General features: G+C 60.6%; 17 protein-coding genes. 4 read left to right on the top strand and 13 right to left on the bottom strand.

The window, feature by feature from the left end:
- Window positions 1–155: 155 nt before the first annotated feature.
- The 4 genes from CK910_RS04655 to CK910_RS04640 form a co-directional block, all read right to left on the bottom strand.
- Window positions 156–533, bottom strand: coding sequence for a VOC family protein (locus CK910_RS04655; RefSeq protein ID WP_098981211.1), 378 nt, complete (start codon window positions 531–533; stop codon window positions 156–158).
- 66 nt (window positions 534–599) lie between these two features.
- Complete coding sequence (locus CK910_RS04650; RefSeq protein ID WP_098981208.1) at window positions 600–1,304, bottom strand: helix-turn-helix transcriptional regulator; 705 nt, start codon at window positions 1,302–1,304, stop codon at window positions 600–602.
- Window positions 1,305–1,375: 71 nt separating this feature from the next.
- Entirely contained in the window at window positions 1,376–2,335 is a 960-nt protein-coding gene (locus tag CK910_RS04645; protein ID WP_098981205.1) for a GlxA family transcriptional regulator, read from the bottom strand.
- 90 nt (window positions 2,336–2,425) lie between these two features.
- Window positions 2,426–3,196, bottom strand: a complete 771-nt coding sequence (locus CK910_RS04640; RefSeq protein WP_098981202.1) for an MBL fold metallo-hydrolase — start codon at window positions 3,194–3,196, stop codon at window positions 2,426–2,428.
- A gap of 280 nt (window positions 3,197–3,476) precedes the next feature.
- Here CK910_RS04640 and CK910_RS04635 point away from each other — a divergent pair, with 280 nt between their 5' ends.
- Together CK910_RS04635 and CK910_RS04630 are read left to right on the top strand one after the other, a co-directional pair.
- Window positions 3,477–3,890 (top strand): Hsp20 family protein, encoded by a 414-nt coding sequence (locus tag CK910_RS04635; RefSeq protein WP_042873533.1) that lies wholly within the window; start codon window positions 3,477–3,479, stop codon window positions 3,888–3,890.
- Window positions 3,891–3,983: 93 nt separating this feature from the next.
- Entirely contained in the window at window positions 3,984–4,421 is a 438-nt protein-coding gene (locus CK910_RS04630) for an Hsp20 family protein (RefSeq protein WP_043557342.1), read from the top strand.
- A gap of 57 nt (window positions 4,422–4,478) precedes the next feature.
- Here CK910_RS04630 and CK910_RS04625 read toward each other — a convergent pair whose 3' ends face one another.
- Complete coding sequence (locus tag CK910_RS04625; protein ID WP_042873536.1) at window positions 4,479–5,732, bottom strand: valine--pyruvate transaminase; 1,254 nt, start codon at window positions 5,730–5,732, stop codon at window positions 4,479–4,481.
- A gap of 282 nt (window positions 5,733–6,014) precedes the next feature.
- Between CK910_RS04625 and CK910_RS04620 the strand changes: the two genes are divergently transcribed.
- The gene (locus tag CK910_RS04620; RefSeq protein ID WP_098981199.1) at window positions 6,015–6,248 is read left to right on the top strand and encodes a hypothetical protein; all 234 of its coding nucleotides are present in this window, start codon (window positions 6,015–6,017) and stop codon (window positions 6,246–6,248) included.
- Here CK910_RS04620 and CK910_RS04615 read toward each other — a convergent pair.
- The gene (locus tag CK910_RS04615; RefSeq protein WP_098981197.1) at window positions 6,178–7,002 is read right to left on the bottom strand and encodes an AraC family transcriptional regulator; all 825 of its coding nucleotides are present in this window, start codon (window positions 7,000–7,002) and stop codon (window positions 6,178–6,180) included. The two genes, CK910_RS04620 and CK910_RS04615, sit on opposite strands and share 71 nt — an antisense overlap.
- 92 nt (window positions 7,003–7,094) lie before the next feature.
- On the opposite strand from CK910_RS04615, the gene CK910_RS04610 reads away from it, so the two are divergent.
- Entirely contained in the window at window positions 7,095–8,222 is a 1,128-nt protein-coding gene (locus tag CK910_RS04610; protein ID WP_098981194.1) for a multidrug effflux MFS transporter, read from the top strand.
- A gap of 4 nt (window positions 8,223–8,226) precedes the next feature.
- Here CK910_RS04610 and CK910_RS04605 read toward each other — a convergent pair whose 3' ends face one another.
- From CK910_RS04605 to CK910_RS04570, 7 genes are all read right to left on the bottom strand, one after another.
- Window positions 8,227–8,910 carry a response regulator gene (locus tag CK910_RS04605; protein WP_098981192.1) on the bottom strand — a complete coding sequence of 228 codons (684 nt, stop codon included), beginning with the start codon at window positions 8,908–8,910 and terminating at the stop codon, window positions 8,227–8,229.
- An 86-nt stretch (window positions 8,911–8,996) separates the two neighbouring features.
- On the bottom strand, window positions 8,997–11,585 hold the full coding sequence (locus CK910_RS04600) for a sensor histidine kinase (protein WP_065402545.1): 2,589 nt from the start codon (window positions 11,583–11,585) through the stop codon (window positions 8,997–8,999).
- A 127-nt stretch (window positions 11,586–11,712) separates the two neighbouring features.
- Window positions 11,713–12,228 carry a potassium-transporting ATPase subunit C gene (locus CK910_RS04595; protein ID WP_096119789.1) on the bottom strand — a complete coding sequence of 172 codons (516 nt, stop codon included), beginning with the start codon at window positions 12,226–12,228 and terminating at the stop codon, window positions 11,713–11,715.
- 60 nt (window positions 12,229–12,288) lie between these two features.
- Complete coding sequence (gene kdpB, locus CK910_RS04590; RefSeq protein WP_098981189.1) at window positions 12,289–14,346, bottom strand: potassium-transporting ATPase subunit KdpB; 2,058 nt, start codon at window positions 14,344–14,346, stop codon at window positions 12,289–12,291.
- 67 nt (window positions 14,347–14,413) lie between these two features.
- Window positions 14,414–16,096, bottom strand: coding sequence for a potassium-transporting ATPase subunit KdpA (kdpA, locus tag CK910_RS04585; RefSeq protein WP_042873551.1), 1,683 nt, complete (start codon window positions 16,094–16,096; stop codon window positions 14,414–14,416).
- 312 nt (window positions 16,097–16,408) lie between these two features.
- The gene (gene gorA / locus CK910_RS04575) at window positions 16,409–17,758 is read right to left on the bottom strand and encodes a glutathione-disulfide reductase (RefSeq protein WP_098981186.1); all 1,350 of its coding nucleotides are present in this window, start codon (window positions 17,756–17,758) and stop codon (window positions 16,409–16,411) included.
- A 76-nt stretch (window positions 17,759–17,834) separates the two neighbouring features.
- Entirely contained in the window at window positions 17,835–19,802 is a 1,968-nt protein-coding gene (locus tag CK910_RS04570; RefSeq protein WP_172955238.1) for an ATP-binding protein, read from the bottom strand.
- Window positions 19,803–19,866: the final 64 nt, after the last annotated feature.

The raw sequence follows: 19,866 nt of genomic DNA, 5'->3' as shown, positions 1-19,866 counted from the left end.
ACACAGACAACAACGCAGTCGGTTGCCCGGATGCCGCCCGACGTTCCACGTGAAACACTGGCAGTTGAAAGGATGGGCGATCGGGCTGAGATAAAGAAAATGCCGAACTTAGCGGTTCGGCATTTTGCATGATGAGCGGATGGATACCTGGAGGCTTAGATTGGCTCGAGGGCTGGGCAGTAGAGGCGCAGTCGATGGCCATCCGGATCAAGCGCCATGCCGGTGTAACCAAACTCCAGTCGGATCGGCGACTGGGTGATGGTGAGGCCGCGAGCCTGCCATTTCGCAAACTCGGCATCGACGCTGGCATCATCTGGCAGAGGGAAGGACAGCTCCATGGCTCCGGCTTCTTGCGTGACCTTGGGCTCAACCGTGGCACTGGACCAGAGCGCCAGCCTGGCGCCCGACTCGAACACGAACATGGCGAAGGTGGGGGATTCTTCCACCGGCGAGCGACCAAACAGCTCGCGATAGAAACGGGCGCTGTGAGCCGGATTGGCGACATAGAGGATGGTGAACTGGGGAACAAGCATGGTGACACTCCTTGTTTCGGGGATGGCGCATCTGCGCCGACCCCGTCAGCATGGCGCCACCCACTGTCAGTTTCTGTCAGCAATGAATTGTGGCTGCGGGATCTGCTGGGTGGCACGCCACTCCTTGAGCAGGATAGCCCGGCTCCTGGGATAGCCGATCTCCTCCAGCTTCAGCCGGCTGATGCGATCCACCCGAAAGTGGCGAAAGTCCTGCCGCAGCTCACACCAGGCCACCAGGACCCGCACCTGCTCGAAATAGCCGAGGGCAAATGGCCAGACGGTGCGCTCGGAACTCGCTTCTCTCAGATCGCGATAGCTCAGGGTTACCTTGCGCTGTTGACGGATGGCACTGCGCAGGGGAGCCTCATCGGTGCAGGCGTCGCTGCGGGATGAGCCGATCAGCAGGGTGTTGGCGTGGAGCTGCTGGCGGTACTCGGCGGGCAGCACGGCCTCTATCTTTGCCAGCGCACTGCGGGCACCGGCACTCAGGGTGCTGTCGGCATGTTCGGCCACCCAGCGGGAGCCCAGCACCAGGGCTTCCAGCTCCTCTTCGCTGAACATCAGCGGTGGCAGCATGAAGCCGGGGCGCAGCACATAGCCGATACCGGGCTCACCCTCGATATGCGCCCCCTGGGATTGCAGGGTCGCTATGTCCCGGTAGAGGGTGCGCAGGCTGATGCCGAGCCGGTTGGCCAGCTCTGTGCCTGTGATGGCGTAACGGTGACCGCGCAACAGCTGGAGCAGGGCCAGCAGACGTTCGGAACGGGACATGGCATGGCTCCTTGGGATCTGCGGTTAGGGTGCCATGTTTGGGCGAACCGGAACAGGGTGAGGTGAGAGGCTCACTCCCTGCTGCCACGAAAAGACCGCCGCCATTCGCTCGGCGAAACCTCGAAGCGGGCCCGAAAGTGCTGTCGCAGGGAGGTGGCTGTCTTGAAACCCACCAGTTCGGCGATGCGTTCTATGGGGTGGGTGCTGGCTTCCAGCAGCTCCTGGCAGCGCCTGAGCCGCTCGATCAGCAGCCACTCTCCGACGGAGAGGCCGGTGGCCTGATGAAAGCGACGGGTAAAGGTGCGCCGACTCATCAGGCTGTGGGCTGCCAGGCTGTCGAGGGTATGCGGTTCCGACAGGTGGGCTCGCAGGTGATCGAGCAGCTGGTTCATCCTGGCATCCCGGGTAGAGGTGGAGACCGGCTGCTGGATGAACTGGGCCTGGCCACCTTCACGGTGGGGCGGGATCACCAGCCGTCGTGCCACCTGGTTGGCGATGGCACTGCCATGGTGCTGGCGTACCAGATAGAGGCAACAATCCAGTCCGGCAGCTGTGCCCGCCGAGGTGACCAGCCCATCGTCATCCACATAGAGGGCGTTGGTATCGAGCCGCACGCAGGGAAAGCGGCGGAGGAAATCCTGCTCGTACTCCCAATGGGTCGAGGCCTTGCGTCCATTGAGCAAGCCGGCATAGGCGAGCACATAGGTGCCGAGGCAGAGTCCCACCACCTGGGCCCCTCTGGCATGAGCCGCCATCAGGGCATCCAGCAGTGGCTGGGCCGGGCGCTCGGCCGGGTCGCGCCAGAAGGGAATGACTATGATGTCCGCCTCGGCCAGGGCCTCCAGCCCATAAGGTGCCTGGATGCTGAACCCCTGTGACGAATGCGAGCTGGCCTTGCCATCCCCGGCACAGAGCCTGAGTTCGAACAGGGGCTGACCCGGCAGTATGTCGCCGAAGATGAGGCAGGGCACTGAGCAGTGAAAGGGGCTGAAGTGGTCGAAGGCCACGACGGCAACTATCGGGATGGGCATGACGCTGGCCTCCTCTTTGCGCGATGAGCAACCATGATATGCGCTGGCAGCTGAAAGCCGAAGGGCCATGCGGATGCATGGCCCCAGTTATCACAGTGAAAGCGTGTCGCCATCTTCCGGCACCCGCACCCGATCCGCCATGTCGTGCTCGGCCAGATAGTCGTGCAACTCCTTGCGTGACAGCACGGCATGATTGACCGCCTCCATGTGGCTGGCAATCAGGGTGGCCTGTGGCGCAGCCTGATAGACGGCCCGCACATCCTCCTTGCCCATGATGATGGAGCCCAGCCCCGGCACCTGGGCATCGCCACAGTTGAGGATGATCACATCAGGCCCGTGTTGTCGCAGGCTCTGTGCGACCATTTCGTTCCAGACGGTATCACCCGCCAGATAGAGGGTTTTCTCTTGCGGGTGGGAGAAGACCACACCGCACACCTCACCCAGCCGCTCGGCCAACACCGCCATGACCTGATCGTTGCCGTGTTGCCCCTCGGTCTGCTGCAGGCGGATGCCGGCAAATTCGGCCTGCTCGCTCAGCAGGCGCACATCCTTGAAGCCGCTGGCGCAGATGGTGTCGGCATCTTTCTGATGTTGCACAAACAGCGGGAGATGCTTGGGGATCTGCTGCTGAGCGACCGGGTCCCAGTGGTCCAGGTGATCGTGGGTGACGATCACCGCATCCACATCGAGTATCTCCGCCAGGGGCAGAGGCAGCTCGACCAGCGGGTTGCGCAGGTGGCTGTTGGCTGTTCCGGCGAAGGCGGGCAGCGTGCCCTTTGCTGCCAGCATGGGGTCGATCAGAAAGCGGGTGCCGGCGTAGTCGATCAGCAGGGTGGCGTTGCGAACCTGGGTAATCTGCATTGTGTAGCTCCGTGATAGCGGCGAGGTGTGCAACCAGTATGACGGGGGATGCGGGGAGCCATGAGTGGCCCGCGGGTCGATTATCGATCCTATCGGGCCAGCTGAACGATACAGTTGTGCGTCGGACAAACTCGAAAAATTTCTTTGATTCTCGCCCTTGAAAGCAAAAAGCCGGACCCTATATAGGTAACAAGGCCGGAACGCTCAACAGAGGTTTCGACCAGACGCCCGTCCGACAGGAGGGCAAACCATCCGTTATCGCTCACAAGAGGGTAATACTATGCGTTCTATCGACTTTTCTCCGCTCTATCGTTCTGCCATCGGTTTCGATCGTCTGGCCAATCTCATCGAATCTGCGGCCAGCAATGGCAATGCCGGATATCCCCCCTACAACATAGAGCAGCTGGGTGACAACGACTACCGCATCAGCATGGCGGTGGCGGGCTTTACCCAGGAAGAGCTGGAGTTGAGCTTTCAGGAAAATCTGCTGACGGTGAAGGGCAGCAAGCAGGCCGAGACCGACCGCAACTACCTGTATCAGGGCATAGCCGAGCGGGGTTTCGAGCGTCGCTTCCAGCTGGCCGACTATGTGCGGGTGAAGGGTGCCGACCTGAAGAACGGCCTGCTGCACGTCGAGCTGGTGCGTGAGGTGCCGGAGGCGATGAAGCCGCGCAAGATCGAGATCAACGGCTAACGCCCGATTTGAATCCATTTTTACCAAGCTTTCCGGGTGCCGATGGCGGGCCCGTGGAAATAGAAACCTGTTGCTTATTAGAAGGATAGGATTATGCGTAACCTCGATTTTTCTCATCTCCATTCCAATGCCGTCGGCTTCGAGCGGATGGCCCGTGAGCTGGAAGGCCTGTTTGACCAGAAGGCGGTAGCCTATCCCCCTTACAACATCGAAAAGCGCGATCACGACGGCTATCGCATCACGGTCGCGGTGGCCGGTTTCGAGCGCGAAGAGCTGGAACTGGAGACCGAAAACGGCACCCTCAAGGTGAAGGGGCGCAAGGCAGCCTCTGATGAACGCCAGTTCCTCCATCAGGGCATTGCCGAGCGTGACTTCGAGCTGGCCTTCAAGTTGAGCCAGCACGTGGAGGTGCAGGGCGCCAGGCTGGAGCATGGTCTGCTGACCATAGATCTGGCGCGCGAACTGCCGGAGGCACTCAAGCCTCGCGCCATCCCCATCGGTAAAGCCGAGCCGCTGGCGCTGCCAAACTAAGCCATGAGAAATGAAAAAGGCCTGCGATTGCAGGCCTTTTTGTTTTTGGTTCGCAGGTCAGTTGCTGCCGTAGAGGTCGTTGATCTCGTCCGCCAGTATGGCGATGCCACGGCGCACCAGCTCCTCGCTCTGGGAGTAGTTGAGGCGGATGCACTCCTGGCTGTGGCGCCACTTGGGGTCGTCGATGCCGGGGAAGAAGTAGTGACCCGGCACTATCAGCAGGTTCTTCGCCTTCAACCGCTCATAAAGTTCCTGGCAGTGAATGGGCAGATCTTCGAACCAGAGCCAGAGGAAGAGGGCGCCTTCCGGCTTGTGGATGTGGAAGCGCGGATCCGGGATCGCCTCACGCAACAGCCGTACCGCCAGCTCGGCCTTCTGCCGGTAGAAGGGTTTCACCACCTGCTCGCTCAGGGTGATGATCTCGCCACTTTCGATCATGGGGATGGTGATGGCGGGTCCCAGGCTGCCCGGCGCCAGGTTGATGATGCCGCTCAGGTTGGTGATGGCCTGAATGATCTTCTCGTCGGCGATGACGATGCCGCAGCGGGTGCCCGGCAGTCCCAGCTTGGAGAGGCTCATGCAGAGGATGGTGTTGGCGTTCCAGAACGGCTTGGCCTCGCTGAAGATGATGCCAGGGAAAGGCACGCCGTAGGCGTTGTCGATCAGCAGCGGAATGCCCTTGTCGCGGGCTATCTGATCCAGATGCTCTATCTCGTCATCGGTCAGCACGTTGCCAGTCGGGTTGGTTGGACGGGAGACGCAGATCACCCCTATATCGTCGCCCACCTGCAGGCTCTCGAAATCCACGTGGTATTTGAACTGGCCATCGGGCAGCTTCTCCATGGTGGGTTTGTACGCCACGAAGTAGTCATCGGTGAGGGCAGAGTCGGCGTAGCCGATATATTCCGGGGCCAGCGGGAACAGCACCTTCTTCTTGCGGCCATCAGCGAACTCGCCGGCCAGCAGGTTGAACAGGTAGAAGAAGGCATTCTGGCTGCCGTTGGTCAGGGCGATATTGCGAGAGGTGATATCCCAGCCGAGCTCCTTGCTGAGCAGGGCGGCCAGCGCCTTGGTGAACCTGTCCTTGCCCTGGGGGCCGTCGTAGTTGGCCATGGCTTTGACCAGTTCGCCATTGTCGAGCAGGTTTTTGGCTTCGGTTTGAAAGCGCTCCAGCATGGCGGGGATGGGGGCCGGATTGCCGCCACCCAGCATGATGGCGTCCGGATTGGTCAGCCCCTGATTAAGGTCATCCATGAGTTGGGTAATGCCGGCGTGGCGAGTGAACTTCTCGCCGAACAAGGAAAATTCCATTCGGTGACGGATCCAGAGTCAGTTACGGGGATGTAGCACCATAGCTCAGTTTAAAAGCGAGTGTCGATCAAAATAACGGGACGTTCCACGTGGAACATGACTCGGGAATACGCTGTGGTAAAAAATACCATTTATGGGTTTAAAAATGACCACCTTGCTATCCCGACAAGGCACAAATGGGGGTTTTAAGCTAGTTAATTCAATAAAAATCATATGGTTATAAATATGGCACAAGTATTGGAATAACTATCTGGTCATCTCAACCACACCGGAGCACACCAGATGAAAACCCTGATCGCCACCCTGATAATGAGCACCCTCAGCTTGAATGTCATGGCAACTGAAAACCCCAGACCCGAACTGGATACCGCCAAACTGGGACAGGAGATGCTGGCCCAGCAGCAGGAAGCATCCCGGTCTGTGGTGCTGGATGCCCTCAGCAACCTCAAGCCACTGGCGCTGGATACCCTGGTGGTGGAGGTGAGTTCGGTCGATGCGACTCACCCCGGGAGTTGAGATGGTGCAGGGGAGTCTGCCCCGTATGCTGTCTGAAGAAGCTGATGAAGGCGCTGTCGCTGGAGAACTCCAGCGAAGCGGCCACCCGGCTGATGGGCACGGCCTCGGCCAGCAGCTCCATGGCGCGCAGCAGACGCCACTGCTGGCGCCAGGCCTGATAGCTCATGCCTGTGTCTCGCATGAAGATGCGACCTATGGTCTTGTCACTGGCACCCACCCGTCCGGCCAGCCGGTTGAGCCGATCGGGCAGGGTGTCGCCCCGTTTTACCTCCTGCAACCAGACCGTCAGGCGCGAGTCTGCCGGTAGCGGCAGTTGCCAGGATTCCCGCGGCGCTTGCGCCAGCTCCTCGATGAACAGCGCCAGTGTCCGGCTCTGCTCCACCTCCGGTTTCTCCCATGGCCAGAGTGCCATTCGTTCTATGATCTCCCGCAGCAGCGGGTTGACCGCCATCACCTGCACACTGGCTGGCAGATCTGGCTGAGGCATGAAGTAGAGAGAGCGGTAGGCCACCACACCGCGCATCAGCACTCTGTGGGGAGTGCCCGCCGGCAGCCAGGCTGCCCGGCTGGGTGGCAGCAGACAGACCTGGTTCGCCAGCTCTATGCTCATGCAGCCCGCCTGGGCGAACAGCAGCTGATGGCGCTGATGCTGGTGCAGGCCTGAGTCGTGCCAACCCAGCGCGGAGGCAATGCCGATCACGCTGCCAGCCAGGCTGTCTGGGTCAAAAGGGTGACCGGGGAGAATAAAGGCCATGTGTCCGATTATTGATGTTTATAGTCCTGCTTATTGTAATCGGACAGTCGGCATCTCTCTAGAATAACGACCTCTTGTGAAGGAGGTTTGTCATGAACAACAAGTTGCCACCGCTCTGGCTGGTGGTCGGATTGATGATGTTTCCCCAGATAGTGGAGACCATCTACAGCCCTGTGCTGACGCATATCGCGAGCCAGTTCAGGGTAAGCGACGGGCAGGCATCCCAGACCCTGTCGGTCTATTTTCTGGCGTTTGCAGTGGGCGTGGTCTGTTGGGGGCGGCTCTGCGATCTGATCGGGCGACGCCCCGCCATGCTGGCGGGTCTGTTCACTTACGGGCTAGGCACCTTGTTGGCGCTGCTGGCCAACCAGTTCGAGGTGTTGCTGCTGGCCCGGGTCATCTCGGCCTTTGGCGCCGCCGTGGGATCTGTGGTGACCCAGACCATGCTGCGCGACAGCTACCAGGGCAGCGATCTGGCCCGCGTCTTCTCGGTAATGGGAGTCGCACTCTCCCTCAGCCCCGTGCTGGGGCTGGTGAGCGGCGGCTTGCTGGCCGAGCAGTTTGGCTATCTCGGGGTCTTCAGCGGCTTGCTGGTGCTGGCCCTGATGCTGGGGGGGATCGCCGGCTGGCGGCTGCCGGAAACCCGTCCCGTGATGACCACTCGGGTTGCCCTCTGGCCATTGGCATGCCGCATGGTGCGGGATGGCGGACTCTGGCGCAGCGCCCTGCTGATCGCTCTGTTCAATACCATGCTGTTTGGTTACTACAGCCTGGCGCCGTTTCTGTTTGCCGGATTGGGATTGAATGCCAGCGAGTTTGGCTATTCCGGCCTGGTGTTGGCGCTGGCAACCCTGATCGGCAGCCTGCTGAACAAGCGCTTGCTGGGCATGGGCTGGTCGCCATCAGTTCTGATCCGGCTGGCCTCGGTGCTGGCGCTGGGGGCTGGGGTTGCCGTGTGGGCGAGCCAGGATTCGCTCTGGTTCCTGCTGCCCATGATGGGAGTCGTGGTGGCCTTTGGCATCGCCATCCCCAATGTGTTGAGTCAGGCTTTGCTGGCCTATCGGGAGGTGGCAGGCAGCGCCGGTGCCCTGTTCGGACTGGCCTATTACCTGCTGCTCAGCCTGGGATTGGCGCTGGCGGCCGCTTTGCAGGATATAGGTCTGCTGCTCTTTGGCTGTGGCCTCTTGGCCGTACTGTGCAGTGGACGGCGTTCCACGTGAAACATCAGCTGCCGATAAAGCGGTAGCCGATGCCGGATTCGGTCTCGATCAGGTGGGGTTGCTGGGGATTATCCCCCAGCTTCTTGCGCAGGCTGGCGATGACGATACGCAGGTAGTGGGTATCTTCCTTGTGGCTTGGCCCCCAGATGTCGTTGAGCAGCTGGGTCTGCATCACCAGCTTGCCCGGGTGGCACACCAGCGCCTGCAGCAGGGCGAACTCCTTGCGAGACAGGGGGATCTCCTCATCATGCAGGCTCACCTTGTGGCTGCTGGCGTCCAGGGTCAGGCCACATTGAGGAAAGTGGCGGCGTTCGCCGCTGCTGACTCCGGCCCGCTGGCGCAGCAATACCCGGATGCGGGCCATCATCTCCCCAATGCCGAACGGCTTGCTCATATAGTCGTTGGCACCGGCATCCAGCAGTCGCACCTTCTCCTGTTCAGAATCCCGCGCCGACAGTACCAGTACCGGATTCTGGTGGTGCTCGCGAATGGCTTGCAGTATCTGAATGCCATCCCCATCCGGCAGGCCGAGATCCAGGATCACCAGATCGGGATTGAGATGGCGATACAGCTCCAGCCCTTCGTTGACCCCTACCGCCTCGCTGACCTGATGCCCTTCGGCAATCAGGCTGATACGCAGAAAGCGGCGAATCGCCGCTTCATCATCTATGACCAATATGTGAGCCATCTAGCCTCCAGAGGCGAACAGTGGGAGAGGGCTGAGGCGAGGGGAAATAGCACTCTCTGCCATCGCTGTAAGCCATATGCGGGCCATTATACCTCAGGTGCGTTGAGGGCAAGCGGCAGCGAGATGCGCATGCAGGTGCCGTTGCCATTGGGACCGGAGAATGCCCAGATACGGCCGCCATGGGCCTCTATCATAGCGCGAGAAATGGCGAGGCCAAGCCCTGTACCACGACTGCCGCAATCGCCGACAGGCTGGGTGTAGAACAGATTGAAGATCTTGTCCCGGTCCGACTCGGCGATGCCGACCCCGATATCTATGATGTCGAGGATGAGGTCCGGATCCGCCAGCATCACCTTGAACTCTATGGGGGTGCCGGCCGGTGAGTAGCGAGAGGCGTTGTCGAGGATATTGACCAGCACCTGCTCGATAAGGGCGCCGTGCACATAAAGCTGGGGGATTTGCTGATCGAAGTGCACCAGCAGCTTGTGCTGACGCCAGGAAGATTCCAGCCGCTTGCGGGCACTCTCTACCAGATCCGCCAGGTCGACCCAGTCGCGTTTCAGCTGGAAGTCGGGTGAACCGATACGGGTCATGTCCAGCAGGTTCTGCACATAGCTGTGCAGGCGGCGGGCCTCATCCTGCACCGAATGGAGCAGCTCGCTGCGATCCTCCGGGCTGATCCTGTCACCGTACTCCAGCAAGGTGCTGCCAGCCCCCATTATGGTGGCGAGCGGGGTTTTCAGGTCGTGAGAGACAGACGAGAGCAGGGCGGCGCGCATCCGATCCGTCTCTGCCTGCAACTGGCTGTCGGCCAACCGTTCGTTGAGATCGATTCGTGCCAGGGCCGCGCGGATGTCGGTGAGCAGGGCTTGCAGCTGATGCTCGGCCGAAGAGGCGAGCGGGTTGGACAGTCGAATTCCGAGGATCAGCTCATCGGTAAGATGGTGATATTGGGCTTCGGCTGCATTGAGGGTGGCGGTGTGGGCACCGGCGCTCTGCTTCTGGGCCAGACACCAGTCGATGGCCGCCTTGTCGGTCTGGCCCGGATTGTGTTGGGCTGAGCCCGCTCGGTGTTGATAGTCCTGATCGAGGGCGAAGACAGGTTGGGCCAGGGCCAGCGAGATGGCCTGGGTACCTTGCCTGAGCACCTCTTCCGGGCTGCTGGCGGTGGCCAGCCCCTGGCTCAGCGACAGCAGGGCGTTGCCGAGCTGCTGGGTTTCGCGCAGGCCGATCAGCTGTTGCCGCTGGCGGGAGGCGAGCCGCCCCGCCGTCATGCCGACGATGAGCAGCACGAACAGGGTGAGTAGATCACTGTGACTGGCCACGCTGAGGGAGAAGTAGGGAGCGGTGAACAGCAGATTGTGAGCGACAAAGCCCAGCACGGCCGCCAGAATGGCGGGCATCAGGCTGGTGGTGAGTGCCGTCGCCAGCACCCCCAGCACGAACAGCAGTGGCAGGGAGGCAGGGGGCAGCCAGTGAGAGAGTCCCCAGGCGGCAGCCGATGTCAGCCCCATTATGGTCACTGCCAGCAGACTCTGGCGAATGTCCTTGGGGTGAAGCGGCTGCAATCCTATGCCGGGTTTGCGCTTCTCGGTATCCACCAGGGTGATTTCGAGCCCTTGTGCCTGCTTGAGCAGGTGTTGCACCAGGGAGCGGCGCCAGGGGGCCTTGTGGGGTTTGCCGAGCAGCAGTTGTGAGACCTGTTGCTGCTCGGCCGTTTCCAGCAGAGTACTGGCTACCGCCGGGCTGGAGAGCGTCAGCACTTTGGCACCAAGGTGGGAGGCCAGAGCCAGTGCCTGCTCCAGCTCGGCGGAGCGTTGCCCCTTGCTGTCGATATGCACCACCAGCCAGGGCAGCTGGCGACGCTGGGCGAAACGGTGGCCGTAACGCACCAGTGCAGAGCCGTGCTGATCGCCGAGGCAGACCATCAGCTTGCCCCGCAGCGGCAGCGTGGTCTTGCCCGCAGCCTGCCACTGCAGTTGCAGATCCCCCTCCACGTGGCTGGCGGCGGTCTGCATCGCCAGCTCGCGCAGGGCGGTCAGGTTGTTGAGGGAGAAGAAGGACTGCAGGGCGGCCTTGGCCTGATGGGGCACATAGACCTTGCCCTCCTTGAGCCGGCCGAGCAACTCCTTGGGGGGCAGGTCGATCAGCACTATGCTGTCGGCCTCCAGCAGCACCTGGTCGGGCAGGGTCTCCTTGACCCTGACACCGGTCAGTTGCCACACCAGATCGTTGAGGCTCTCGAGGTGTTGCACGTTGAGGGTGGAGTAGACGTCGATGCCGGCACCGAGCAGCTCCTCAACATCCTGCCAGCGCTTCTCGTGGCGGCTGCCGGGGGCGTTGCTGTGGGCCAGCTCATCCACCACCACTATGGCGGGTTTGCGTTCAAGCAGCGCATCCAGATCCATCTCCTCCAGACGTTGCTGGCGGTGGAGATGGAGTTTGCGTGGCTGGATGGCAAGCTTGTCGAGCAGGGCCAGAGTCTCCTGACGGCCGTGGGTTTCCACCACGCCGATCAGGATATCGACCCCCTCTCTTGCCTGCTCACGCACTGCCTGCAGCATGGCGTAGGTCTTGCCTACGCCGGGTGCGGCACCGAGGAATACCTTCAGCTTGCCCTTGTGTTCTTGCTCCAGGCTCGCCAGTAAGGCGTCGGCCCTTGCCTCATCACGCATCCCAGTGCTCCCGCTCCAGACTTGCCGCCTTTACCTCATCACGCATTATTGTCCTTATCGAGCAACCGCTGGCTCAGTTCGAAAATGTGGGTCATCGCCAGCCCGTATGTGCCGGACTTTGCCTCCATCAGGCATCCTTGCCCTGATCGAGCAATAGATTCAGCTGAAGGATATTGACCACTTGCGGGCCAAGGATACCAGCTTGTGTCGCTGACTTGACCTGCTCCGTCAGCAAGGCGGGATCCAGCCCTCGCTGCTTGGCCACTCTGTTCACCTGAGCCAGCACGGCATCCACCGGCAAATGGGGGTCGAGGCCCGAGGCGGAGCGGGTCAGCATGGCGGGAGACTGGACATCACCCTGTGCCTTGGCGAACTCGCTACGCAATGGTGAGCTGACGCCCAGGTTGCTGGCGCCGCTGCCAATGGTGGCGAAGTCACTGGCGGAAGGACGGGAATGAAAGTACTCAGCCCGCTCGAATTTCTGCGCCAGCAGGGCGCTACCGACAAACTCTTGCTTCTTGTTGGTCAACTGGCTGCCATTGGCCTGCCAGGGAAACAGCAACTGGGCCACACCTGTCACTGCCAGGGGATAGCCGACGCCCAGCAACAGGGTCAGGGTCAGCAGGGTTCTGATTGCGATCATGATTTTCTTGCTCCAAACAGGTTGATGGGATGCAAGCCCGGCTTGCATCCCGCTATGTCGTTACACCAGACCCAGGCCTGTGATAACCAGGTCGATCAGCTTGATGCCGATAAAGGGCACCAGCAGACCACCGACACCGTAGATCATCAGGTTGCGGCGCAGCAGGCTGGCAGCCGTTCCCTTCAGACTGACACCGCGCAGGGCCAGCGGTACCAGCGCCACTATGATCAAGGCGTTGAAGATGATGGCCGACAAGATGGCGCTTTCGGGGCTACCCAGCTGCATCAGGTTCAGCGCACCCAGTTGCGGATAGGCGGCGATGAACAGGGCCGGCAGTATGGCAAAGTACTTGGCCACGTCGTTGGCGATGGAGAAGGTGGTCAATGCTCCCCGGGTCACCAGCAACTGCTTGCCGACCAGTACCACGTCCAGCAGCTTGGTGGGGTTGGAGTCCAGATCCACCAGGTTGCCCGCCTCCTTGGCTGCCTGAGAGCCCTCATTCATGGCCAGACCCACATCAGCCTGAGCCAGCGCGGGCGCATCGTTGGCACCGTCACCACACATGGCGACCAGACGTCCGTCCGCCTGCTCCTGGCGAATATAAGCCAGCTTCTTCTCCGGCGTTGCTTCTGCGATAAAGTCATCCACCCCGGCTTCGGCAGCGATGGCGGCGGCGGTCAGCGGGTTGTCACCGGTGATCATCACGGTGCGGATCCCCATGTGACGCAGGATCTGGAAGCGGGCCTTGATGCCTGGCTTGATGATGTCCTTGAGGAACACAACCCCCAGCAGCTTCTCGTGGGTGCAAACCAACAGCGGCGTGCCGCCCTGGCGAGCTATGTGATCCACCGACTTGAGGATTACCTCTGGCACTGCCTTGCGGTCGAGAGAGAGGTAGTTGAGCACCGCATCCACAGCCCCTTTGCGATATTGGTGACCGTTGCGATCCAGACCGCTCAGGCGGGTCTCGGCACTGAAGGGGATCAGCTTGTCGCTCTCGAGCTGGCTCGGCTTGGCCATGCTCTTGCCCGCCAGGGTCAGGATGGACTTGCCCTCCGGCGTATTGTCGCCAAGGGAGGCCAGCATGGCCGCCTGGGCAAGCAGGGAGGGATCCACCCCTGGTGCCGGGATCAGCTCGTCGGCCATGCGGTTACCGAAGGTGATGGTGCCTGTCTTGTCCAGCAACAGGGTGCGCACGTCACCGGCGGCCTCCACGGCACGGCCTGATTTGGCTATCACGTTCAGCTTCACCAGCCGGTCCATACCGGCGATCCCGATGGCGGAGAGCAGACCACCTATGGTGGTCGGTATCAGGGTGATGAAGAGGGCGATCAGATAGAGCCTGGGTACCTGGGTGCCGTTGTAGTTGAGGAACCAGGGTAGGGTCGCCACCACCAGCAGGAAGATCAGGGTCAGACCCACCAGCAGGGCGTCGAGCGCCATCTCGTTCGGGGTCTTCTGACGCTTGGCTCCTTCGACCAAGGCTATCATCCGATCCAGCGTGCTTTCACCCGGATTGTTGCTGACGCGTACCCAGATCTCGTCAGAGACCACTGTGGTGTTGCCAGTCACGCCACTGCGGTCGGTGCCGGATTCGCGGATGACGGGGGCAGATTCCCCCGTGATGGCGGCTTCGTTGACCGAGGCGATACCGGCGACCACTTCACCATCGGCCGGGATCATCTCGCCGCTGCGTACCAGCACCAGATCGCCTTTCAGCAGGCTGGTGGCAGGCACCCATTCGCCCTGACCATCTTTGGCATCGGTCACCCGACGAGCCTTGAGCTGGCTCATGCCCGCCTTCAGACTGTCGGCTCTCGCCTTGCCACGACCTTCGGCCAGGGTCTCGGCGAAGTTGGCAAACCAGAGGGTTAACCAGAGCCAGGCGGTCAGCTGCCACGCCAGACTGGGGGCGACCCCAGACAAGGGCTGCCCCAGGAGGGACTCCACGGTTGCCATGACGGCAGCCAGCCAGAGCGTGAACAGAATAGGACTGCCAAACAGTGCCTTGGGATTGAAGCGGTAAAGCGCTTCGGCCATGGCCTGCACGATTTGCGAGCGTTGCTTTTTACCCTTCACCTTGTCGGCATGGGTTGTGATGGATATGGACTTGCTCATTGAAAAGCTCCCAGTATCAAATAGTTGACCATTGGCATCTGTGATGTGATCGCGCTGGCGTCGTTCATCAGAACGCTCCCTGCATCAGGCTCAGATGCTCGGCTACCGGGCCCAGTGCCAGTACCGGCAGGAAGGAGAGCCCACCTATCAGCAACACTGTGATAATCAGCAAGGTAATGAACAGCGGGCCGCGGATCGGGAAGTCACCCTCACCCGTCTCTTGGCGCGGTGCGCGGGCGAGCTGACCTGCGATGGCAAGCACAGGTATGATGTAACCGAAGCGACCGAGCAGCATAGCCAGGCCGATGGCGATGCACTGCCAGCTATCTGCTGCAGCAAAGCCCCCAAAGGCTGAACCGTTGTTGCCGGCAGCCGAGGCGTAGGCATAGATCAGCCGTGACAACCCGTGGGGGCCTTCATGACCTATGATGGTGCTGGCATCCGGCATCAGCAGAGTGACCCCGCCTAACACCAATACCCCGACCGGCATTACCAGCATGCTGGCGACAACCCATTTCATCTCCGTGATACCGAGGCGCTTGCCCAGATAGGTCGGAGTGCGTCCCACCATCAAGCCGCAGAGGAACACGGTCAGCAGTACGAACAGCATCATGCCGTAGATACCCGAGCCCACGCCGCCGAAAATGACCTCGCCAAGCAGCATGTTGATCATGCCGACCATGCCGCCGAGCGGGGTGAAACTGTCATGCATGGCGTTGACTGCACCGTTGGAGGCAGCAGTGGTAGCAACTTCCCAAATACTGGAAAGCACGGGGCCGAAGCGGCTCTCCTTGCCTTCCCAGTTGCCCGCCTGGCTGGTGATATCGGCCAGATTGGGATCCAGTTTCATCTCCTGGGGGAGGGAGAGGCAGAGCCCTAGCACGAACAGCAAGGCCATGGCGGTAAGGATGGCACGGCCGTGGCCCGTGTCCTTCACATAGCGACCCAGGGTGCAGACCAGCGCGGCGGGAATGGTCAGCAGGGTGACCATCTCCAGCCAGTTGGAGAGGGCTGTCGGGTTCTCGAACGGATGCGCCGAGTTGACACCGAAGAAGCCACCACCGTTGGAACCGAGCTGCTTGATGGCGATTTGAGAAGCTGCTGGGCCGAGCGGCAGCAGTTGCTCCTGACCTTCCAGACTGTGGAACGGCAGATAGGCAGACAGACTCTGGGGCACACCTTGCCACACCAGCAGCAGCGCCATGATCAGCGCCAGTGGCAGCAGCACATAGAGGCAGAAGCGCACCAGGTCTTGCCAGAAGTTGCCTAGATGAATGGTCTGCTGGCGGGAGATACCACGAAACAGGGCGACGGCAACGGCTGCACCAGTACCGGCGGAGACGAAGTTCTGGGTGGTAAGCCCCACCATCTGGCTGAAGTAGGAGAGGCTGGCCTCACCGGAATAGGCTTGCCAGTTGGTATTGGTCATGAAGCTGACCGCTGTGTTGAAGGCCAGTTCCCAGCTCAGCCCTGGCAATTGCTGCGGGTTGAGGGGAAGCAGGCCTTGTGCCATCAGGATCAGGAACAGCAGACCGAAACCGGCACCGTTGAAGGCCAGCAGGCTTAGGGCGTAGGACTTCCAATCTTGCTCCCGTCCGTCCGTGCCGCAGCAGGCCAGGGTGGCGCGCTCGATCGGCGACAGCCAGCGGCTCTTGCCTTCAAACACCCGATATATATAGCTGCCAAGCAGGGGGGCTGGCAGCAGGACCAGCAGCACAAAGGCTACCGGATAGATCACTTCTTGCCACATATCAGATCCCTCACTCGTGGCTGCGCGTTAACGCGCGCAACAGATAACCCATAAGGGCAAGGACCAGCAGCAGATATAGCCAATTCATATCGACTCCATTGAAATAATTAGCTGCAAGAGTCGATGTAAAACAGCATCGACTCCGTTGGTGTAGTTGACACTGAAAGGGTATGTAAAACAGGCGTAAAGGCGCCATAAAGCAGCATGGGGCGGGCGTAAAATCGGCGTAAAAAGCGCAGGTTTGTCGGGCTGGAGAAGGACAGATATGAAAAACCCGGCCTGGACCGGGTTGATAGGAAAAGGGCGAGAGGCTTAGCGCATCGTCACGAACTCTTCCGCGCTGGTGGGATGGATGGCTACGCAGTTGTCGAAGTCGGCCTTGGTGGCCCCCATCTTCATGGCGACGCCGAAGCCCTGCAGTATCTCGTCCATGGCAAAGCCGATGCCGTGCAGGCCGACCACTTTTTCTTCCGGCCCGACGCACACCAGCTTCATGCGGGTTGGCTGGCGATGCTGGGTCAGGGCCGAATACATGGCGGTGAACTGGCTGCGGTAGACCTTCACCTGGCGCTCGCCATACTCGGCGATGGCTTCCGGTTCGGTCAGTCCTATGGTGCCGATGGGCGGGTGGCTGAACACCACGGTCGGCACCAGATCGTAGTTGAGGTGCTCGTTCGGCTTGTTGTTGAACAGCCGCTCCGAGAGGCGACGGCCCGCCGCGACGGCCACCGGGGTGAGCTGGATGCGGCCCGTGTTGTCACCAACAGCATAGAGGTTGGCAACAGTGGTGTTCTGGAACTTGTCGGTCGGAATGAAGCCCTTCTCGTCCAGCTCGATACCTGCTGCGGCCAGGTTGAGGTTGTTGGTAGCCGGTACGCGGCCTATGGCCCAGATCAGGCAATCGACGGTCAGGTGGCGACCATCTTCCAGTTGCAGAGTCAGGCTGTCATCGGCGTTCTTGAGCACAGCCTTGGGGATGGCGTGGGTGTGCAGTTTGGGCCCTTCCTGCGTCATGATCTCAACCAGCGTTTCGTGGATCATGGGGTCGAAGTTGCGCAGCGGTGCGTGCTTGCGCACCACCAGATGGGTCTCGGAGCCAAGCGCCTGCATCACGCCGGCAATCTCCACGGCTATGTAGCCGGCTCCGACCACGGCAACCCGCTTGGGCTGGCTCTGCAGATCGAAGAAACCATCCGAATCTATACCCAGCTCGGCGCCCGGAATGGCAGGTACTTCGGGACGGCCACCGGTGGCGATCAGGATATGATCGGCGGTGTATTGCTCGCCATTGACCTCGATCGTGTTGCTATTGACGAAGCGGGCGAATCCTTTGACGACGGTGATCTGGTTCTTGCCCAGCACGTTCTGATAGGACTGGTGGATGCGGCCTATATAGGCCTGGCGGGACTCGACCAGCTTGGCCCAGCTGAAGTGGTTGAGTGTGGTATCGAAGCCGTAGTCGGCGCCATATTTCAGGGCATCGGCGATCTGGCCCGCATACCACATGGCCTTCTTCGGCACGCAGCCGACGTTGACGCAGGTTCCACCCAACTCTTTGGCTTCAATCAGGGCGACTTTCTTGCCGTACATGGCAGCCCGGTTGGCCGAGGCGATGCCGCCGCTGCCGCCACCGATGGCGATATAGTCAAAATGCTGTGCCATTGCGAGGTTCTCCGCTCATTAAGAATGCAATCACAGCATGATGGGGATAAAGCGGCTGGCTCACAAGAGCCAGCGCTCAGTTATGTTGGATCGGCAGGCGAATATGGAACTGGGCGCCGTTGCCCGGCTCGCTGACGCAGTTGATACGGCCACGCAGCAGTTGCACCACCAGGTTGTAGATGATGTGGGTGCCGAGTCCGCTGCCGCCCTGGCCCCGCTTGGAGGTGACGAAGGGGTCGAAGATGCGCGGCAGTATCTCGGGCGGGATACCGCGGCCGTTGTCGCTGTAGTCGATCATCAGCTCCTCACCCAGCTGCTCCACCTTGATGGTGATCTTCTTCGGCTTGTCCCAGTTGTCGAAGCCATGGTTGATGGAGTTGAGGATCAGGTTGGAATAGATCTGGGTGAAGCTGCCGGGGAAGGAGAAGATCGACAGCTTGGGATCGCACTGGATATCCACCTCGCACTGGGCCTTCTTCAGCTTGTGGCCGAGGGAGACCACCACCTGATGCAGGTTGTCGGCGAGGCTGAAGTTGTAACGTGCCTCGGACGACTGATCGACCGCCACCTGCTTGAAGCTGGCAATCAGCTCCGAGGCGCGTCTCAGGTTGCCCTGCAGTAGTTGCATGGACTCGTCGAGGTTGACGGTGAATTCGTTGAGATAGGATCGCGATAGCTGCTTGGAGTCGATGTGCAGCTTGAAGTCGGCCACCCGTTCCTGCAGATAGGAGGAGGCGGTCACGCTGATGCCGATGGGGGTGTTGATCTCGTGCGCCACGCCGGCCACCAGCGAGCCGAGGGAGGCCATCTTCTCCGATTCCACCAGAGTCTGCTGCGCCTGTTTCAGGTCGTCGTAGGCCTTGCCCAGCTGATCGTTGGCGTCGCTCAGGCTGCGGGTTCGCTCCACCACCTTGCCTTCCAGCTGTTCGTTGAGGGAGATGATCTCCCGCTCCACCTTCTTGAGGCGGGTGATGTCATAGCCGAACCCGATCAGATACTTGAGGTTGATGCCCTCGTAGAAGGGGGCAAAGGTCCACTGCAGCACCAGTTCATGGCCCTGCTGGTCATGCATGATGACCTCTTTGTCCTCGATGGAACCGTGATCGGCCAGGATCAGCGCCAGCTCTTCACGCTGTTCCTTGCTGACGAACAGATCCAGCCAGCTGTGCTGCAAGATCTCCTGCTGGTGGTAGCCGGTCAGCAGTATGGCGGCCGGGTTGATGCTGGCGATGGTGAGATTGGGTTCCATGCAGCAGATGAGCATGTTGGCCGAGTTGATCAGGGTGGCGGAGAAGTCCCGCTCCTGTTGCAGCTGTTCCGCCGCCTGATGGCGCGCCGCAAATTCGTCGTTCAGCCGTGTTCGCATCTGGTTGAGGGTGGCGACCAGGGTATCCAGCTCATCGGGTTTCTTGCGGGGCAGGGGGCGCCCCTCCAGCGTCAGCTCTATGGCCAGCCTATCCAGATTGAATTTCTGGGCATAGTTGGCGATGCGGTTGAGGTGACGGACCACCAGATAGTAAATGATGATCAGGATGCAGAACGAGACCACCAGCGTCTTGATGGTCTGGCTGACCATGATGAGCACGGATTTTTCAATCAGGCGCTGATAGATCTGTTCGAGGGAGGCGGCGACGAACAGCTTGCCGACCACTTCACCCTGATAGGTGAGATTGAACTCGCGGGAGATGTCGTAGCTTTCACGCTCCACCCCTTGGGTCAGCAGCGGCACTTCCGAGTTGCCGAGCATCTCCTTGACCATCACGAACTGCATGTTGGGCAGGTTCATGATGCCTTCTATCTGTACCTTGACCTGCTCCTCATCCAGGTTCCACAGGCTGGCGGCGATGGGTTGCAGGAAGGAGGCCTCGATCTGGCCGATGCTGTCCTCGATGACGGCGACATCCTTGCGGTAATCCCAGGCAAGCTGCAACACCGTAATGATCATCGCCAATACGGTACTGCACACCAGAATGTAGGAGAGCAGGCGGTATGAGAGCCCGTTACGGCCGACGGCCCTCGCGGTCTTGGAGAAGAGTCCTGACATGGCGTCCTTGCGGTCTGGATATATTGCCATTTAGTTTAACTGCTTCATGCACTTATGTCGTGTT

It is taken from the genome of Aeromonas sp. CA23 (assembly GCF_002587065.1).
Lineage (GTDB): Bacteria > Pseudomonadota > Gammaproteobacteria > Enterobacterales > Aeromonadaceae > Aeromonas > Aeromonas bestiarum.
This window is presented reverse-complemented; position numbering and strand designations above follow the sequence as displayed.

Excerpts from the sequence above, each read along its gene's own strand:
- CK910_RS04595 (WP_096119789.1), bottom strand. The coding sequence starts at position 12,228 with ATGATCGCAATCAGAACCCTGCTGACCCTGACCCTGTTGCTGGGCGTC.
- CK910_RS04605 (WP_098981192.1), bottom strand. The coding sequence starts at position 8,910 with ATGGCTCACATATTGGTCATAGATGATGAAGCGGCGATTCGCCGCTTT.
- CK910_RS04600 (WP_065402545.1), bottom strand. The coding sequence starts at position 11,585 with ATGCGTGATGAGGCAAGGGCCGACGCCTTACTGGCGAGCCTGGAGCAA.
- gorA (WP_098981186.1), bottom strand. The coding sequence starts at position 17,758 with ATGGCACAGCATTTTGACTATATCGCCATCGGTGGCGGCAGCGGCGGC.
- kdpA (WP_042873551.1), bottom strand. The coding sequence starts at position 16,096 with ATGTGGCAAGAAGTGATCTATCCGGTAGCCTTTGTGCTGCTGGTCCTG.
- CK910_RS04620 (WP_098981199.1), top strand. The coding sequence starts at position 6,015 with ATGAAAACCCTGATCGCCACCCTGATAATGAGCACCCTCAGCTTGAAT.
- CK910_RS04635 (WP_042873533.1), top strand. The coding sequence starts at position 3,477 with ATGCGTTCTATCGACTTTTCTCCGCTCTATCGTTCTGCCATCGGTTTC.
- CK910_RS04650 (WP_098981208.1), bottom strand. The coding sequence starts at position 1,304 with ATGTCCCGTTCCGAACGTCTGCTGGCCCTGCTCCAGCTGTTGCGCGGT.
- CK910_RS04645 (WP_098981205.1), bottom strand. The coding sequence starts at position 2,335 with ATGCCCATCCCGATAGTTGCCGTCGTGGCCTTCGACCACTTCAGCCCC.
- CK910_RS04615 (WP_098981197.1), bottom strand. The coding sequence starts at position 7,002 with ATGGCCTTTATTCTCCCCGGTCACCCTTTTGACCCAGACAGCCTGGCT.
- CK910_RS04570 (WP_172955238.1), bottom strand. The coding sequence starts at position 19,802 with ATGTCAGGACTCTTCTCCAAGACCGCGAGGGCCGTCGGCCGTAACGGG.
- CK910_RS04655 (WP_098981211.1), bottom strand. The coding sequence starts at position 533 with ATGCTTGTTCCCCAGTTCACCATCCTCTATGTCGCCAATCCGGCTCAC.
- CK910_RS04625 (WP_042873536.1), bottom strand. The coding sequence starts at position 5,732 with ATGGAATTTTCCTTGTTCGGCGAGAAGTTCACTCGCCACGCCGGCATT.
- CK910_RS04610 (WP_098981194.1), top strand. The coding sequence starts at position 7,095 with ATGAACAACAAGTTGCCACCGCTCTGGCTGGTGGTCGGATTGATGATG.
- kdpB (WP_098981189.1), bottom strand. The coding sequence starts at position 14,346 with ATGAGCAAGTCCATATCCATCACAACCCATGCCGACAAGGTGAAGGGT.
- CK910_RS04630 (WP_043557342.1), top strand. The coding sequence starts at position 3,984 with ATGCGTAACCTCGATTTTTCTCATCTCCATTCCAATGCCGTCGGCTTC.
- CK910_RS04640 (WP_098981202.1), bottom strand. The coding sequence starts at position 3,196 with ATGCAGATTACCCAGGTTCGCAACGCCACCCTGCTGATCGACTACGCC.